17 protein-coding genes and 2 tRNA genes are annotated in these 16579 nt (G+C 60.0%); 8 read left to right on the top strand and 11 right to left on the bottom strand.

Annotated features, from left to right (window positions below; all coding sequences use genetic code 11):
- The first annotated feature begins 2 nt into the window (after positions 1 to 2).
- From FYC77_RS11190 to FYC77_RS11165, 7 genes are all read left to right on the top strand, one after another.
- Positions 3 to 500: a hypothetical protein gene (locus FYC77_RS11190; protein ID WP_149081593.1), complete on the top strand. Its 498-nt coding sequence runs from the start codon at positions 3 to 5 to the stop codon at positions 498 to 500.
- Positions 501 to 553: 53 nt separating this feature from the next.
- On the top strand, positions 554 to 2494 hold the full coding sequence (locus FYC77_RS11185; protein ID WP_149081592.1) for a hypothetical protein: 1941 nt from the start codon (positions 554 to 556) through the stop codon (positions 2492 to 2494).
- A 107-nt stretch (positions 2495 to 2601) separates the two neighbouring features.
- On the top strand, positions 2602 to 3165 hold the full coding sequence (locus FYC77_RS11180; protein WP_149081591.1) for a hypothetical protein: 564 nt from the start codon (positions 2602 to 2604) through the stop codon (positions 3163 to 3165).
- Positions 3162 to 4001 (top strand): hypothetical protein, encoded by an 840-nt coding sequence (locus FYC77_RS11175; RefSeq protein ID WP_149081590.1) that lies wholly within the window; start codon positions 3162 to 3164, stop codon positions 3999 to 4001. Before FYC77_RS11180 ends, FYC77_RS11175 begins: the two co-directional genes overlap by 4 nt.
- Positions 4002 to 4096: 95 nt before the next feature.
- Complete coding sequence (locus tag FYC77_RS11170; RefSeq protein ID WP_149081589.1) at positions 4097 to 5212, top strand: hypothetical protein; 1116 nt, start codon at positions 4097 to 4099, stop codon at positions 5210 to 5212.
- 363 nt (positions 5213 to 5575) lie between these two features.
- Positions 5576 to 5701: a hypothetical protein gene (locus FYC77_RS20890; RefSeq protein ID WP_274381030.1), complete on the top strand. Its 126-nt coding sequence runs from the start codon at positions 5576 to 5578 to the stop codon at positions 5699 to 5701.
- Positions 5698 to 6093, top strand: a complete 396-nt coding sequence (locus FYC77_RS11165) for a hypothetical protein (protein ID WP_149081588.1) — start codon at positions 5698 to 5700, stop codon at positions 6091 to 6093. The genes FYC77_RS20890 and FYC77_RS11165 overlap by 4 nt, the downstream gene beginning before the upstream one ends.
- A 265-nt stretch (positions 6094 to 6358) precedes the next feature.
- On the opposite strand, the gene FYC77_RS11160 is transcribed toward FYC77_RS11165, so the two are convergent.
- The 10 genes from FYC77_RS11160 to FYC77_RS11115 form a co-directional block, all read right to left on the bottom strand.
- Entirely contained in the window at positions 6359 to 7417 is a 1059-nt protein-coding gene (locus FYC77_RS11160) for a hypothetical protein (RefSeq protein WP_149081587.1), read from the bottom strand.
- A gap of 327 nt (positions 7418 to 7744) precedes the next feature.
- Positions 7745 to 9364, bottom strand: a complete 1620-nt coding sequence (locus tag FYC77_RS11155; protein WP_149081586.1) for a DUF7845 domain-containing protein — start codon at positions 9362 to 9364, stop codon at positions 7745 to 7747.
- 2 nt (positions 9365 to 9366) lie between these two features.
- A complete protein-coding gene (locus FYC77_RS11150; RefSeq protein WP_149081585.1) occupies positions 9367 to 9645 on the bottom strand; it encodes a hypothetical protein in 279 nt (92 codons plus the stop codon).
- Positions 9642 to 10163: a hypothetical protein gene (locus FYC77_RS11145; RefSeq protein WP_149081584.1), complete on the bottom strand. Its 522-nt coding sequence runs from the start codon at positions 10161 to 10163 to the stop codon at positions 9642 to 9644. The genes FYC77_RS11150 and FYC77_RS11145 overlap by 4 nt, the downstream gene beginning before the upstream one ends.
- A 112-nt stretch (positions 10164 to 10275) precedes the next feature.
- Positions 10276 to 10683: a hypothetical protein gene (locus tag FYC77_RS11140; RefSeq protein ID WP_149081583.1), complete on the bottom strand. Its 408-nt coding sequence runs from the start codon at positions 10681 to 10683 to the stop codon at positions 10276 to 10278.
- A 128-nt stretch (positions 10684 to 10811) separates the two neighbouring features.
- The gene (locus tag FYC77_RS11135; RefSeq protein WP_149081582.1) at positions 10812 to 11051 is read right to left on the bottom strand and encodes a DUF7563 family protein; all 240 of its coding nucleotides are present in this window, start codon (positions 11049 to 11051) and stop codon (positions 10812 to 10814) included.
- 59 nt (positions 11052 to 11110) lie between these two features.
- Positions 11111 to 11285, bottom strand: a tRNA-Trp gene (locus FYC77_RS11130).
- Between the two features lie 46 nt (positions 11286 to 11331).
- Positions 11332 to 12243 (bottom strand): DUF5794 domain-containing protein, encoded by a 912-nt coding sequence (locus FYC77_RS11125; RefSeq protein ID WP_149081581.1) that lies wholly within the window; start codon positions 12241 to 12243, stop codon positions 11332 to 11334.
- Positions 12244 to 12604: 361 nt separating this feature from the next.
- The gene (locus FYC77_RS11120) at positions 12605 to 13264 is read right to left on the bottom strand and encodes a hypothetical protein (RefSeq protein WP_149081580.1); all 660 of its coding nucleotides are present in this window, start codon (positions 13262 to 13264) and stop codon (positions 12605 to 12607) included.
- A gap of 34 nt (positions 13265 to 13298) precedes the next feature.
- Positions 13299 to 14258, bottom strand: coding sequence for an ABC transporter substrate-binding protein (locus tag FYC77_RS11115; RefSeq protein WP_162354510.1), 960 nt, complete (start codon positions 14256 to 14258; stop codon positions 13299 to 13301).
- 247 nt (positions 14259 to 14505) lie between these two features.
- Here FYC77_RS11115 and FYC77_RS11110 point away from each other — a divergent pair.
- Positions 14506 to 14588 (top strand) — tRNA-Leu (locus FYC77_RS11110).
- A gap of 164 nt (positions 14589 to 14752) precedes the next feature.
- Here the strand turns inward: FYC77_RS11110 and FYC77_RS20430 are convergent.
- On the bottom strand, positions 14753 to 16579 hold a 1827-nt coding region (locus tag FYC77_RS20430), incomplete at its 5' end, for a PGF-CTERM-anchored ABC transporter substrate-binding protein (RefSeq protein WP_238386905.1).

Raw genomic sequence — 16579 nt, 5'->3', positions numbered from 1 at the left:
CAATGTCTGTCAACACTCACGCGGACGATCGGCGTACCGGCGCGAAAATAGCCCTTGGGTTGCTGTTCGTCACGATCGGCGTGCTCGTCGGAATGTCGACGATCGGCGCGGCGATCGTCACCGAAGACGTCGAGACCGACGACGGTGACGAGATCGTGATCGACGTCGAATTTGCGGGCAACGAAACGGCCGACGTGGACGTGTCCGTACTCGACGACAACGATTCGGAGGTGAACGCGACGACGCTTTCGTACGATCCGGCGGATCACGACGACAACGAAACGACTGAGACGACCGAGTTCGCCGTCGATACCGGAAACTACACGGTCGACCTCACATCGGCAAACGAGGCGATCGTCGAGAACACGCACGTCTCGGTCGAATCGACGTCGGGGCCGATCGTTGGAGGTGACGACGCGCCAGATCGGTACACGACTGTCATCGCAGTGGTGGCGATCCTCGCAGTCGGGTACTTCGCACAGCGGGAGGGCTGGATCTGATGACCGCAACACAAGCAGAGAGTGGGAATCGATCTCTCGATCGACGGGAATTCATGCGGCGAACAGCGGGCACGGGGGCAGCACTTGGGGCGCTTGCTGTCGGCGGGTCGAAGGTCGCTCCGCAGTTTGCTCCCGCCGGTCGTGCAAAAGCACTCGCATTCTCGTCCGGCCAAACCGTCGATCTCGCGGCTGAGGCGGCCTATCAGCTTATCTCGCTGTTCTCAAGTGGCTACGACCCTGAGGAAGTCGAGGATCTGCTCGCCGAAAATCAGCACGACGCGATTTATGACAGTCTGTCTGATTATGTCTCTGGCGCTGACGGCTTCTCGACGCAATCTAACAATCTCCTTAACCGCGATGATCCGCTCTCGAGCGAGTTCGCGAATATGGCGTGGGGAGAGCTTCGGGCCGTCACTCACAACGGCCTTGTGAACGACGAACCCCCGACAGACGTCCGCGACGAGGCTCGAGACGACGCACTTGAGGTCGTCTCGACACAGATGAAAAATCAGATTCGACAGTTCAACGAGTACGCTTATGTCTTCGTTCGCCACGCTCTTACCTTCGCCGACGACGTGGAGCTATCCGACGTCGATCACGAGGACGGAGAAACTATCAGCGAACTCGAGTCGACCGATCTGACGGAAACCGAGGACGGGCTTGATCCGGAAGACGTGATAGTTATGGGTGGCTCGTCGTTCTCGACTCCAGTCGAGTCGATCTCTGTTGAGGTCCACGATTACGAGCTACCAAACGGCGAGTCTGAGTCGGCCTATCATCTTCATTTCGGATATGATTCGGCGGCGGACGATGAGATCACAATCGTCCCCGGTGCCGCAGACTCTAATGGTCTCGATATATTCGTGCCGAGCTTTGAGTTTTCGGAGGAGGAGGGTAGTGGATCCGACATATTCACCCATCGAGAGGGAGACTCCGTGAACGTGTTCTGGGAGCGCGAGAACGGCGGTCCTTACGCTCCGTATCGCAATCCTGCCGAGATTCTCGAGGCGCTCGAGGGGATAGCCGACGACATTGATGAGTCGGTCGACGATTATGTAGCTGACGTCTACGATGCTGTCGAGGCGGGCGAACTCGAGGAGGTCGAAATTCTCTCTCCACGAGAGTACGCACAGGAGTTCAGCGACTCGGACGCCGAAACGCGGCTCCACGCGGAAATGAACGCACTCGGTCTGCAATCGAGCGACGATCCGAACGTTCTGGTTACGCTCGAGGACCCCGACGAGGAGGCCGAATGGCACGGGGAAACCGGCTCCCTCTACGTGTCGTGGGATTGGTCGCGACTCTCCGAATGGGAGTTCGAGCATGACTCCGACGCCGAGGCGGTCGAGATCGACGCCGACTCCTACATGGAGGAGTCCGTCTACTCCTTCAATTTCGAGGAGGAAACGGAGGAGATCCCGGCCGACGACCTGATCGAGGACGGAGATATGTATCGGTTCGAGTTCGATGATCCAGAGGACGAATACGGCGCTCTCGAGAGTGTCGAACTCGATGGAGTTGGGTCACTCTCGTCGTTTATCCCGACCGGAACAACCGTCGATGACGTCGACTATCGGAGTGTCGTCTTCGCGCATCCAGTAGAGGACGATGAGGGGGCAGAGTTCCTTCAGCGGCACTCAATCGGGGGAGATCCGTTCATCGTCGCAGAGATCGACGGCGACGACTCCGGTCGATTCGACCTCTCGGGCTACAATATGACGACGAGAGATCCTGCTCGCTCGCTCGATCAGGCCCGCGAGACGGCCGAAAGCCGACGGACAAGCGAGGATCTTGAGGAGTCCTCCCCGATATTCGGCGGCGGTGACGGCTCAGGGTTCTTCGGAGACCTGCTTGACAGCTTCTTCGGGCTGTTCGGATTCGATGGTGCCGTGACGTGGGATCGACTGCTCAAAACCTACTACGGCGTTCCGGCGTGGTTCTGGGCGGCCGCTGGGGCGACTGTCTTCGCGTCTGACGGGGGTGACGACGAGTAATGTGGTGGGCTATCTCCGAACTGCTCCCGTTCGGCTATCTCGGCCGGTGGATCGTCTGGTACATCGGATTAGCGACGGCGTTCATCTTCATAGGGGGTGCGATCTGAATGGGTCGCCGTACAACGGCCGCGATCGGCGTCGCGCTTGTGTTTGGGTTGCTGTCGATGGGGGTAACTGGCCTGGCAGTCGCCGACACCGACGACTCCGGCGCGGGCGAACCGACCGACGTCGCGGATCAACTCGGCGACCTCGTGATTCACTCCTACGAGTACGACGGCGAGAGCGAGACCATGCAGATCGAGGCGACGTGGGTCGGCTCGAGCCCGACGACGGTCACGCTCACCGAGATGATCGAACTCGACTCGGAGGGCTCGACGGACATCTCGTTTCAGGAACAACGGCTGAGCCCAGACGAGAGCGTGACGATCGAGATGGGTGCCGAGCAACGAAGCGGTGGCACGGCGGCTATTCTCGTCTCGACGCCCCAATCGGTCGACAACGGGAACGCGCTCGTCTTGCAGGCGGGTGACGCGGGCGGTAGCACGCCGATCCCCTTTCAGTGGGGCGTGATCCTCGTCGGGCTGGCCTGTGCTACGACGGGCGGCGGAGCGTTCCTCGTCGTACGCTACTTCGCTCAGAAAGAAACCGATCGAATCGAGAGGGTAGCATGAGCAGGTTCGACGACGTCGACGTCAGAGAACCGCAATACTACATTGACGAGGCGCGGCGCTGGCTCGATAACAATCGGCGCGTCGCGCTCGTCGCGGGCGCGGTGATCGCGATCGCGTGGTGGCGCGGGTACCTCACGCTTCCGCCGTGGTGGACGATCGGCGTGATCGCGGCCGCGGCCGCGGCCCTGGTCGGCTGGCTCACCGGGAAACGAACGTACGAAGAACTGAACGAGGAAAACGGGGTGCTCCTCGTCGACTTCACGGCGAACGAACCGGGTGGGGCGATCTGGGAACTGTCCGAGGATCGGTTCGCCGACCTCGAGGTGAGCGGAACGCTCCATCAGTGGGACCAGTCGACGCGACGAGTCTACGAGGTCCGCGACTACGACCCAAACACAAATGTCGCAATCGCGAACTGGCGCGAATCCGAGCCGGGGTCCGCGCTCGCTCGAGAGCGGACCGTCGAGGACGTGTTTGCGGCGATTCGCGAGCTTCGCGAGGACCTGGAACCGGACGCCGCGAAGGGCCGGGAACTCCAGCGCCGCATCCGCGGAATCGTCCGACAGATCGACCGGGAGCGTGCTGAAGCTCAACAGCGGGCGCTCGACGAGCATATTGCGCCGGATGTGGGCGACTCGCGAACGATCTCCGACATCGTAGACGAGTCGCTTCCCGACGATCTCCACCCCGAGCGATGTATGGACGACGACGATGAAACCGAGAACCCCCACCCGGATGCGGGTGGTGGGTTAGGTGCTGTCTCGGTGACGGAGTTGGGCGGACCGCACGACGCGCTCGAACCGCTCGCGACAGACGGAGGGCAACCCGATGAGTAACCTCTTACACCTGCTGTTCGGTCGGTCCGAGGACGAACAGACCGAAGCAACCGACGCGGATGTCCGCGAATCGGTCGAAGCCGTGGAGGACCGGTATGACTGACAAGTCCAACGCGTACGCGAGCGCGGAACTCGCGAGTACGCTACGCGGCGACGAGGTGAGCGAGCCGATCCGGCCGTACGCTGGGCTCGTTGACGATCCGGACGACCTCGCGTTGCTCAATTACTACGACTCGATTCTCGACGAGCCGGTCACGGAGACGGTGATCGGTCGCGAGATCATCCAGAACACGGCGACGCGGACGATCGACACTGCCGTTCGTCACGGCTCTGTGAGCCAGATGAAAGCCGGAACCGGCCTCACGAGCAACGAGCGAGAAGGAAGTGATCTGCTTTCCGACGCGGCCGACGAACTCAGACACGAGGGCGCGATCGGGCTTGTGTTTGGGTCGCCGGGATGCGGGAAGACGGCGACGACGCTCGACGTCGCGATGACGTGGAAAGCGAAGACCGGCGGCGCGGTGATCGGGAATACGTCGTGGGACGGCTTCGATGAAGTCGTTCGAAGCGACGCGGAAATGCTCGAGGCAATGGCAAATATCGAGGGTCCAGTGCTGGCGATTCTCGACGAAATCGCCCAGGAACTCTCCGGATTCGGAAGCGGGAACAAAGCGGCCGAGCAGTTCAGCGATTCGCTGTTGTTCATCCGCAAGAAGGAGGCCAAACACGGCCCGCACGCGAAACGCGGAAGCGTACTGCTCGTCGGGCATACGCGCACGAAGACGGCAAAGTCGATCCGTCGAGTCGCGTCGTTCGCGATCGACAAGCCCAGCCGGTCCGATCCTGGTCGTGCGCGCCTGCTCGAGAGCGAGGGCGGCAAAGACTCGTGGATGGAAGGACCGACGTTCAAGGGGCTCACCGACACCGCGGCGAACTACCCCGAACACGAACCCAGCGAGTTCGACATCGTGCTCGAAGACGACAGCGACGACGGCGATAGTGGACCGTCGGCCGACGACGCACGGGTGGAAGAACACATCACGACGGCGATCAGGGCCGTCGAGCGGGGAATGAGCTACAAGGAGGTCGGTAAGGCCGACAAAGACGACAACGACTATCTTGTGCCCTACTCGCGGGAGTGGGTCGGCACGAAATACCGCGAGTGGCGAGACGACGACCGCTATACAGAACTTGTTCCCAAAGATGAGTGAACCGACAGACAGCGGCGGGCCAACACCCAACAACAACCAGCGCGCCCCGGCGCATACAGTATTTTATACGCGGGCGCATCGCGGGGGTCCGCCTGTTCCTCGCGGGGGCGGGGGGCCGATCGCAACCCGACAACGATCGATCGACGTCGATCGTCGCGATCGCGACGAGTTCGAACCGCAACCCAAACGGGAGCTGGTTCGACAGTGATCGCGACGATCTCGCAGCTGATCGTGGTCGTCATCGCGGTGTGGTTCCTCCAGGTGTTCTCATCGAAGCCGCGCGAAAACGCTCCCTTCGCGAAGTGCCACGAGTGTGAATCGACGTTCGAAAGAGCGTCTGTCTGTCCCGAATGCGGCGCATCGATGCCGCTCGAGGTGCACTACTGGCAACGTCGATCGATGCGCGAGTGGTTGCTCGCGCATCTGTTCGATCCACTCGCGGCGTTCCAGCCTCGAGCACCTGATCGGAGGGATCTCGAGGACCCATGAGCTACGATCCCCAGCGCGTCGGTCACTACGGCAAGCTCGTCGAACTCTGGGCGGAGCGAAACTACCCGCTGGAACTCGAGTATCCGATGGTCGATGGGCTCCGGTTCGATGCTGTCGACGACCGTGGACGGCCGTGGGACATCAAAGGGACGATGCTCAACGGTGTCCGGCCGACGTTCAAATTCTGGAAGGACCAGCACGACACGCTCGCGGCCGAAGACGGAGGATACGCACTCGTCTGGTATCGTGCTCGAGAGAACTCCATTGCGGTCGAAGACTCGAGGACGATCAAAGCCCGGAACATCCGGATCGACAACTGGACGAATCCAGGCGCGACACACCACCGATCACATACGAAAGAAGCGCAGGTTCCGGCTCACGAACTCCGATAGTCTGGTGAAGACCGGGACAGAGTGATTCGACAGGGCTACTCGTTTCGAACCATGCTCGTGAACACGAACCACAAATCCTCGATTTTCCGGTCACTTACTCGGCGGTCAGTTATAAAGACCAGAGCGGAAGGCCGCCCGATCGGGGCGGACACCCCGGCCGTCACGATAGAAACCAGTCGGATATGAACACGGCCGACTCACGCTCGTGTTCATATTCAGGAAACCGGTTCTTCGAACGTGCGAGCCCTGGCATAGGGAGAAAAGATCAATCAGAATTCATCAAATACCTCTGCCTAACATCCTCTAAAATATATGTACCCCATGGATCAGTTGTAATTAGATAATCCAAATAGGGCAAATATCGGGTTGCATCACCGCGAACAAAAACGAGATGCTCTGGAACAATTGGATCTGGGAATTTGATTTCCTCAGTAATTGAACTTGTAAATCTATTGAGTGCTCTAAGGGTAGTCTGAACAATTTTCGAGACTATCGGCCATAACGGGGCAAGCCCATTTTCGCGAATTGTTTCATCTGACCAAACATCACTGAAACCATCTATGAATTTACCATCGGTATTTACGGCCAACCCGTCAGATGTTCCAAATACAGAACCAAATGATTCACCATCATGAACAATTTTATTTCTTACATCTCTTATTTTCTGGAAATGGGTCGCTTCTTCTGCATAATATTTCGCCAATTCATCTGGTAGGTTTCTTTTCAGCTTTAGACTTTCTAAATCAACTGGCTTTTCATCTTCTAAAGCTATTTTAGCAAATTTCTTAGGCAACTGCATTTTGCCACCTTCAAGATATTCAACACTTTCCCAAGTGGTACGAGCAACTTGCTGAAGAGACTCATACATGCTCCTACAAGTAATAACAATGAATTCTAACTCATTCTTAACAAATTGTCCTGGATACAATCCTTCCTTTCGCGAAAGATGATCAAATACCCCAATTTGAGCCATTGAATTCGATATTTGTCTCACATCAGTCAGTAGATGATTGATTTGGTCCATGTTCTCTTGTAGAATGAAACCCCTCAAATAAAAGTCGAAGAAGGAATAATATACATCGGTGTGATCTTCAGCTTCCGTTCCAAAATATACCATTCTTGTTGGATATCCTCTCATTCGCTGTAAATTACCTTCTTGATCCGAAATCCAGAGGTACCAATCCGATTCATCACCCCAATCTCGATATTCCTCACCGTTATAATGTGGGTCGTAAACTGGGTAGAGTGGAACAGTCCCGTGATAATCATCTCGAATATGAAATAGTTTATCTAATTCGTCTCGTCTGATGGTCTCGCGGGACATGTCTATGTGTGATAATAAACAGAGTTATCTTGATCTTTTTGGAGATATATTAATACAACCCCTGTTTCGTGTGCTTCAACTGGAGATCTGCTGTGCGGAAGCGGGGGTGGGGCGTTGTAATTTTTTGGCTCTGTCGCCTTGGCGACACCCCCCAAGGGGGCGTTCGCGCGCAGCGCGAATCGACCCCGTTGCGGTTGCGGTGCGATCGGCCCGGCGACCCCCGCCTCGAGGGGAGAACTACAACCAGAGTTGAACAGTAACGACTACAGTACAATCTGAGTTGTCGAAAACAAGGTACAAAACAGCGTTGCCACTACCGAGGCCGGTTCACCGATCGGCGACAGCACCGACGTATCCGGTCTCGGTTCCACCGCCGGGCGTCTTCCAGGTCAGGTATGCCCGTCGCAGCAGCGCCGGATCGTTACCCGACTTGCGCCACTTCTCGAGGGCTTCGGTGGCGATCGTCTGGACGTTCTCGAAACTCCCGTACTTCAGCTGTGAGAGGATCGTATCGATTCGGACGCGCTTCGGTTCACCATCGCCGTCGAAATCGATCTCTGCGCCGTTCTCGGCGAGCCACTGCTGGAACGGCGACGACTCGGCGATGTGATCCGCGAGCCCCATCACGTGCTGAATCCGATCGGCGAAGCTCTCGAGGGCGAACTCGGCCGACTCGACGAGCGCACGGAGTTCGTCGCGGTACTTCCGAACGCGAAACGAGACGTCGCCCTGGTCCAACTCGAGAATCTCGTCGAGGTCCTCGATCGCGCGGTAGATCGTCGCGGGATGCTTCCCCAGCTCGTCGGCGAGATCGTCGACCGTCGCCCCGCCGTCAGTCGCGACCGTCTCCGTGACGTCGCGAGCGGTGTCGCCCATGTCCCGCAACGTCGTCATCAGGAGGTGATCCGTCTTCGCCTCGAGACGGGGCGTCGGGTCCTCGTAGAGTTCTACTCGATCGTCTCGAGCAACAGCGTCAAAATGGTCGTCGGCAACGTAGACGCCGTTTCCATCGGGTCCGAGCGGAATATCTTCCCAGTGGAGCGCGTTCAGTAGTGTTTCCTCAATTTGCTCGGTCACGTCGTGGCGATCGGCCCACGCCCAGGCTTCGCCGTCGTTCATCGATTTGTTGACTAACACCTCGATTTTCGGGTGGTACGACGGGTGATCTTTCGACACCGCATCCGGGTCCCGCAGTTGGTAGATCTCGAACTTCCGACCGTAGGTGTGCCCCGGAAGGAGTTTCCCAGCCGATGCTGGGTCGAGAAAGAGCCGGTTCTGGTGGTTCGTCACCTCCGTGTTGTTGATGTGCAACTCGGCTTTGACTCCCTCCTGATCGCTCAGATAGTGGGTCACCTTCTGGAGAACACCGGCCGACGAGAGCTTTTCCGCCCAGTTTCGGGTGATTCGGACGTATCGCTCGTAGGCCCACATCCGGCTTGCTTCGTGGGGTTCGGTTCGGAAGTATTCGGAGTGAACACGCTCGTCGGCGTGCTCGAAGATCGCCGCGAAGAACTCGGGCAACAACTCGAGCCCGCGGTCCGGTTCGATATTGCTGGTATGATACTCGACGTCGACACCTTCGACGTCGCCGATCTGTTTCTCCCAGGGGAGATTCACCGGTTCACCGGTTTCCCAGTGGCGCATATTCGGGAACCGCGGCGAGAGATTGAACGACGCCTTCTTTTCGCCACGGCCGCGGCCAACGATGTCCCACTCGTAGAGCCGTTCAGCGTTGATTCCGTCAGATAATCGGGGCGCAAATCCCGATTTGCTGTAGCTCACCTGTAGCTGCCAGGGTTCGCCGTCGACCTCGGTACTCAACTCGAGGTGTCCCTCGAAGGGCGGCCCGAGCATGACCGACGAGAGCGCGTCGTACGGGCCGCGACCCCAGTCGGGCCACTTCCAGCGCCCTTCGACCTCGTGGGGCGTCGTCTCGACCTGCGACACGACTACTCACCTCGCTCGCTTTCGAGTAAGCCAGTGAGAACGGCGACGGGGTTCCACCACGTACCGGACTGACAGCGGTGGCAGACGTGCTTGAACGAGGTGAGATCTGCCGCCTCGAGTGTCTCGGGGTCGAAATCTGACGGCTTCACCGCCTCGAAACCGGCGCGTTTGACCCGCGTTCGACCGCAACCCACACAAACCGCATCGACCGGAATCCCGGCTTGACCCGCCTCCGGGGTCTCGAGTTCGGCCGCTAAATCACGGTCAACGTCGGAACTCACAGCCGATCACCGACCGTTGTCGATGGATCGACCGTTTCAGGATTGATGACGTGTGACCACGCGAGTTTCGCAACCTCGTTTTCCGATCGCTCACCGCCGACGTCGTACCAACGTCCGACCAAGAGTTCGTCGACGATCGTCGCCGGGACGATCGCGCGGGCGACCTGGGGGAGTCCCGGTCGTGGCAGGTAGACAACGAGCAAGTACATCCCGCCAGCCTCGAGCAACTGTTCGTGAGCGTCGCGTTTGACGTAGATCCGGCCGCGAGTCGAGCCGTTTCCGTTGCTCGTTCGAATCTGACAGCCTTTGATTTCGACCGGAACACCCGGCTCGACGATCACGACGCCGTAGAACGGCAGATTCTGAGCGGGCTCGAGAAGCGTCGTCGTCCGTGCATCGTGCCACGTTGCGGTTCGATCACCGACGAACTCGAGCGGGCCGACCTCCTGAATGACGTGCGCCTCGAGCGCGTCGCCGCTCGCTTTCGGACTCTCGAGGGCGGAGGCTCGAGAACTCACAGCGGTCCACCTCGAGCACGGCGAACCTCTCGAGCACAGTCAGGGCAAAGGCGGCGCGTCGCTGGAATGGACGCGTCACACCGTTCGCACTCGTCGGACTCGACGAGACGGCTCACGGTGATTCACCGTCCTGGCAAGTACCCGGCTCTACACCACGGACGTTTCGCTGAGCCTCCCGGATTGTTTTAATGTCCTCCTCAATCTCCGCCACCTCCTCCTCGAACATTTCTCGCCGTTGTTCGATCTTCCGAGTTCGCGGGTCCCAACGGTTCAACAACGCGTAGACCGACGCAGGCGGGATTATACCGTCTGTCGCGTTCAAGAAACGGATGTGTTTTCGGAGGTCCTCGCGGCGATCGCGGCGGCGACTTAGCAGAGCGAACGACAACAGTTGCTCGGAAGCGAGTTCCAGACCATCAGGTTCAGGACCGTCGTACTGGCGAAGCCTTTCGACCGCAGCCCATTCCTGTTCTTCCGCTTCGGCGACCGTACTGGGGAGATAAGTATCGTCGCTACACATCCCGATCACCTTCCGCGTCGACTGATCGAACTACATGCGTCCTTACCGACCGAGAACCGCACTCAGGACACTTATCGAGAGAACCACGCCAGACAGCGAGACATCCCTCTTTACACAGTGTAACCCGTTCAGACATCGGCCTCACCACCGTGGCGACCGGGTGACGTCTCAGGATCGGGAATCGGAACGTCGACACCGGCTGCGGAGCCGCGGCTCAGGCGGGCGTAGCTGTCACAGTCACCACAGCGGTGGGCGCGGTCACGATCGTCACCGAAGACGCGACCGAACTGGTCGGTGACGTGGGCTCCACAGTGGAGGCAGGTCGACCGATCGACCGGCGTCCAAGGGGTGGAACTCACGCAGACCACCCTCTACGAGAACAGTGTCGAGAAGGCGAGAGGAGGCGATTCTCGCCTTTTATTTCAAATGGGGTCGGAGGGATTTGAACCCCCGATCGACTGATATCTCCGGTGCGCCTCGGAACTCCAGAGGGTCATCACACGGACACTGATCAGGTGTCCGATCAGTATATCAGTCTGGAGTGTCGTCCCGGACGCGGTGCCTCTGGAGTCAGTCGCCATCCCTGACTTGGCCACGACCCCTCGAGCGTTCGTAGGTGTATCCTGCCTAAAGTGGTTTCGATTCGAGCTACAGCCACGGGGCGCGCTCCTCGGTGTCGGTCGGATCGTCACCGGGATAGGCTTCTTCGTCTTCACGTTCGTCTTCGGAGGTATCCGCGTTCGCCCCCTGGCCGGTTAGACCGACGTCGGGAAGCGGGCCCGTGCCGACGGCCGGGAAGACGCCGCCGTCGTCTTCCGATTGTTCGTCGCCGCGGTCGAACGAGAACTCGAGGGCGAACAGTGCGGCGACGACGAGGGCGGCGAGTGGTGCCTGTCCGAAGGCGAAGCCGAGCAGTGAAAGCGGCAAGAGCCCGAGCGCGACCGCGCTCCCGAATCGAAACCGGTCGATGTCCATGTACTCTCGAAGGTAGGGCCCGCTCAGGGCGACCGCCAGGGCGAAGACAACGCCGACGACTGCGGCGAGGGTCGCGTTGGCGACGAGCGTGGGATCTTCCATTAGCGCGAACGAGGCGCCGTTGAGATCGATGCTTGCCACGAGCCCCAGTCCGATGATGACTGCGGGATTCGGGAGGTACTCGCCGATGGTCGCGCTGGCGGTTTTGGCAGCGATGGCGAGGATCACGAGTGCGGCGAACCGCTCGATAATCGCGTCGTCCAGCACGCTCCCGATCGCCGGTGCGAGCGCCGCTTGCACCGCGGCGAGCAGTATCAGCGGGATGCCAACCAGGAGAACGATCTTCGCCTGTTCTCGAGGACCCCCGGACATTTCGGCGAGAATCACTGCGACAGTGGCGCTCCCGCCGAAAATAAGCAATCCAATCTGGATCGCGTTTAGCGGGCTATCGAGTGCGCCGGCGAGGATCAACGCCGGGAAGACGCCATCGATGAGCGGCAGCATCATCACGAGCGCGAGCAGCCTGGTGTCACCACCGATGATCCGCTCTAGGCGGAGCGCGACCGGGTGTTGAGACGCACTCATCGGTCACGGACGATGGCCGTGACCCGAGGCCGATGGGTAACGTAGTGGACGATGCCGTCCCGACTCGTAGGGGAGTCGTTTCGTCCAATTTGGGCCTCGTGCTGTGAGTGTGAATTTCGGATTCCCGAATGTAAAGCTGGAGGCGGAGTCGAACGTCGTCCGGCCACCGATTCGGGGTTCGCTGGAACTCACAGCGTACATACTCACACCGATGCCGGGGCCGTCAATAAACGTTGTGTGAGAGACGTTTTCACGACGGGCCGGCCTCAATACGCCTGTTCGAGCCGATGCGTCGGTGTCCGGAGACGATCGGTCCGTCGACAAGAGCCGAGCCGTCGTCCGGGTCGGACCCACGGGTGAGTCAGAGCGGTCCGTCCGGGGAGAACTGAATTTCGTCGTTGTCTCTCACGCCGGGTTCCGTCTGGGCGAGCACATAGCTGATCCGAAAGTCGCTTCTGAACGAAAACCCGGAGATATCCAGTTTCCGGTGGTTCGTATGTATAATCGTGTTGGCGGCGGCGTGAGCGTCGGCCTCGTAGTACGGCCCGATTTTCACGGTCGCGGTTTCGCCGGGGTTGATACTCGCTTCGCTGTCCTTGGCGACGAGCATGACGTACCCTCCATTCGCGAAGGTGTCGGACACCCTGCTCGTGTGGCCCCCGTTCGCCGGTGTGATCTCGATCGTGTCGTCGCCGTCCAGATTGTCGAGAGCGATCGTATGATAGTCAAGTTCCGCGAGCTGGAGGTACTGAATGATCGCCGTTCTGTCGTGGGTGTTCGTTACTGAGAACTGATAGGAGTGGGCGGAATCCGTGAGTTCGGTATCCTCGTTGTACTCGAGGGAACCGGTTTCGAGGGCGCTCACGCCGGTTCCAAACAGCGAAAGCGCACCGACGGTCGCAATTCCGGACTTGAGCGCGGTTCGCCTGCTCGTCGTTTCTGCGGACGAACGGTCGGCCGTCGATCGGCGTGGCGTCGCCTCGGATGTGGATCGGTCGTCGTGTATCGGTGAGTCAGTCATTGTTGGGTAATTGTCGTGGGCACTTTTCGGGTCGTTACCGTTCCTCCGCGAGAAACGCCGTCGCGACCGTTGACGGATCCTCGCCATCGTCGTCGACCCGTGCGATCAGTTCGCGCATCGTCTCCGTGGAGTCGAGGAGGCTCGCGAGATCGTTCAGCGGCGCTTCGATCTCCGGGACGGCCTCGAGCGTCGGCTGGTGAACGAGCGCCACCGGGTTGTAGGTGGGGAAGAACGACCGATCGTCCTCGAGGGCGACCAGATCGGCACCGCCGAGTTCGGGATCCGTCGAAAACCCCATTACGACGTCGACTTCCTCTGCCTCGAGGAGGTCGTACGTGCTCCCCGCCGGGACGACCTCGGCGTCCGACGTGATCTCGTTTGCACGGTCGGCGTCGACATCGTAGGCGTCGACGAAACCTCGCCAGCCGTCGATACGGTGGACGAACTCGTCGCCGAGGCCGAATCGGACGTCGCTGTCCCCGAACTTCTCGGCGAGATCAGTAAGCGTCTCGAGACCGTGTTCGCTCGCGAACGAGTCGGTCGTGACGAGTTCGTACGTGTTGTCGAAGCCACCCGGTTCGAGCACGGCGATATCGTCGTCTGCGGCGAGTTTCCGTACCTCCTCGATAGTTTCCGGAGACTCGTGAGCGTAGTGCGACCGAAAGAGGGTTCCGGTGTACTCCCAGTAGTGGTCGAGGCCACCGTACTCGGTGTCGACGAAACTCTGGACGGTCGTTCGCTCCCCGATCGTCTCCTCGAGGATCGACGTGACGCCGTCAACGCGAGAGAGAAGCGACACTGACAGCTCCGCGAGGAGGACGTTTTCGGTGAATCGTTTCGACCCGACTGCGACGTCACGGCCGTTGGAACTGTCACGGTCGGCGTCGCCGTCGGTGGTCGTTGTTTCGTCGTCCGTTGAGGTAGTGCCTTCTTCGTCCGTCGGCTCTGACCCGGACATCTCGTCGTCCGTACATCCCGCCGCTGTGGCCGTCACTACTACACCGGCGGTCGTCAACACCCGTCGTCGCGTCTGTCGTCGTTTCATGCCTTATCGATCACTTTCGACGCAATCAGCGGCCACGGGTAGCGTCCGGTTCGCCGTGAGTCGACTCGAATTACGCGTCAGTTTAAAGTACTCTGTGAAATATAAATAGTTTCCTACCACTTTTCGGCGTCCGTCCGACAGGGGCCGGACCGAATCGGACGATTTAACCCGATGAGGGCGCAACTCCCAGGTGCGTGCGAGGGTAGCCAAGCGGTCAACGGCGGCGGACTCAAGATCCGCTCGTGTAGACGTTCGTGGGTTCGATTCCCTCCCCTCGCATTGCAGCGAGGCACACACCGTGCCGAGCGAAAATGCAGAAGGTCCTACGCGGGATCTTCCCTCGCAAAGATTCTGACAGATCGTCACCAACCAACGAAGGCATTCACGGTGAACACTGAGTGTACAGTGGGCCTGGACCTCGCGAAGATATCGCGGGTCGTCGGTTAGTTCGAGCGACGGCCCACGGAAACGAGGGCGAACACGATCAGCGCAAGGAGTGCTCCCTGGATGCCGACCGAGGGTACTGCGTCATCGCCGTCCTCGGTGACAGTGGGTTCAGGGTCGTCGCTGATCAGCTCATCAGCATCGGGACTCGTCTCGTCGTCTGTCTCAGCGTCGTCTGCATCGTCCGTCTCGGTATCGTCGTCACCTTCGTCGTCCGTCTCGTCGTCTGTCCCAGCATCGTCGTCCGTCTCGTCTTCTATCTTGGCATCCTCGTCCGTTTCGGTATCCTCATCGGCGTCGTCCGCTTCGGTATCCTCGTCACCCGCGCTGCCCGTAGTGGAACTACCGGAGGACGAACTCCCGCCACTCTGGCCCGTACTACCGGACGATCCGGAACTGCTGTCGTCGGTCTCGCTCGAGTCGTCGATCGCTTCGAGGTCGTCCTCGAGCGCCTCGTCGAGCGCCGCGAGATCGCCTTCGATCTCGTCGTAGGCGTCGGGATGGATCGTCGCCACGAGGTCTTCGACGATGAAGACGATGTCGGGTGCGGGCTGACTCATCGCGTTGTCGTCGACGGCGACGGTGTTGTTCGCCTGGATCGCCGTCGTCGCGTCGAGGACGTCGGGAACCTGTGGGTCGTCGGCCCAGTCCGGGTAGACGATCCACTCGGGGTCGTGGGCGACGACGACTTCGGAGCTGATCTCGCCCCAGCCTTCGATCTCGGCGCGTTCGGCGACGTTCTCGAGACCGCTGGCCTCGAGGACGTCGTGCTGGAAGGTATCGGTACCGGGCGTAAACCCGTCGCCGGTGGGGTAGTACGCCAGCGGTTCGTCCTCGTCGTCGACACCGTCCTCGAGGATCGAGAGGCGGTCGGTCATCCACTCGCTCCGCAGTGTCGCTCGCTCACACTCGCCGGAGAGTTCGCCCGTCACGGCGACGTTCTCTTCGACGTCCTCGATCGAGTTCGCGGTGTCGAGAACGTAGACGGGGATGTCTGCCTCCTCGAGCGTGTCGAGCAGGTCTTCGTCGGCAAGCGCGATGTTGCCTGCGAGGACGAAATCCGGCTCGAGATCGACGATTGTCTCGGCCTCCGGTGTGACGCCGTCGTCGCGACTGATGTCCGTCTGACCGTCGGTCTCGAGGGAGTCGGTATACTGTCCGATCGGCATTCCGACGACTCGGTCTTCGATCCCGACCTGGAACGCCAACTGGGCGTCACCCGGATACAGCGTCACGATTCGGTCGGGTTCCTCCTCGAGTGTGATCGTCTCACCGCGGGCGTCCGTCCGCTCGAGCGGGAACTCACACTCGAGGTCAGGGACAGTATCAGCGTCGTCGTCACTCTCTTCCTGTTCGTCGTCTGAATCATCGTCACCCGTTTCGTCCTGCTCGTCGTCCGAGTCGTCGGTCTCGTCCGAGTCGTCGATCGCTTCGAGGTCGTCCTCGAGCGCCTCGTCGAGCGCCGCGAGATCGCCTTCGATCTCGTCGTAGGCGTCGGGATGGATCGTCGCCACGAGGTCTTCGACGACGAAGACGATGTCGGGTGCGGGCTGACTCATCGCGTTGTCGTCGACGGCGACGGTGTTGTTCGCCTGGATCGCCGTCGTCGCGTCGAGGACGTCGGGAACCTGTGGGTCGTCGGCCCAGTCCGGGTAGACGATCCACTCGGGGTCGTGGGCGACGACGACTTCGGAGCTGATCTCGCCCCAGCCTTCGATCTCGGCGCGTTCGGCGACGTTCTCGAGACCGCTGGCCTCGAGGACGTCGTGCTGGAAGGTATCGGTACCGGGCGTAAACCCGTCGCCGGTGGGGTAGTACGCCAGCGG

The organism is Natrialba swarupiae, assembly GCF_008245225.1.
In the GTDB taxonomy this organism is placed as follows: Archaea; Halobacteriota; Halobacteria; order Halobacteriales; family Natrialbaceae; genus Natrarchaeobius; species Natrarchaeobius swarupiae.
The sequence above is the reverse complement of the archived record's forward strand: the minus strand, read 5'-3'. Positions and strand labels throughout refer to the sequence as shown.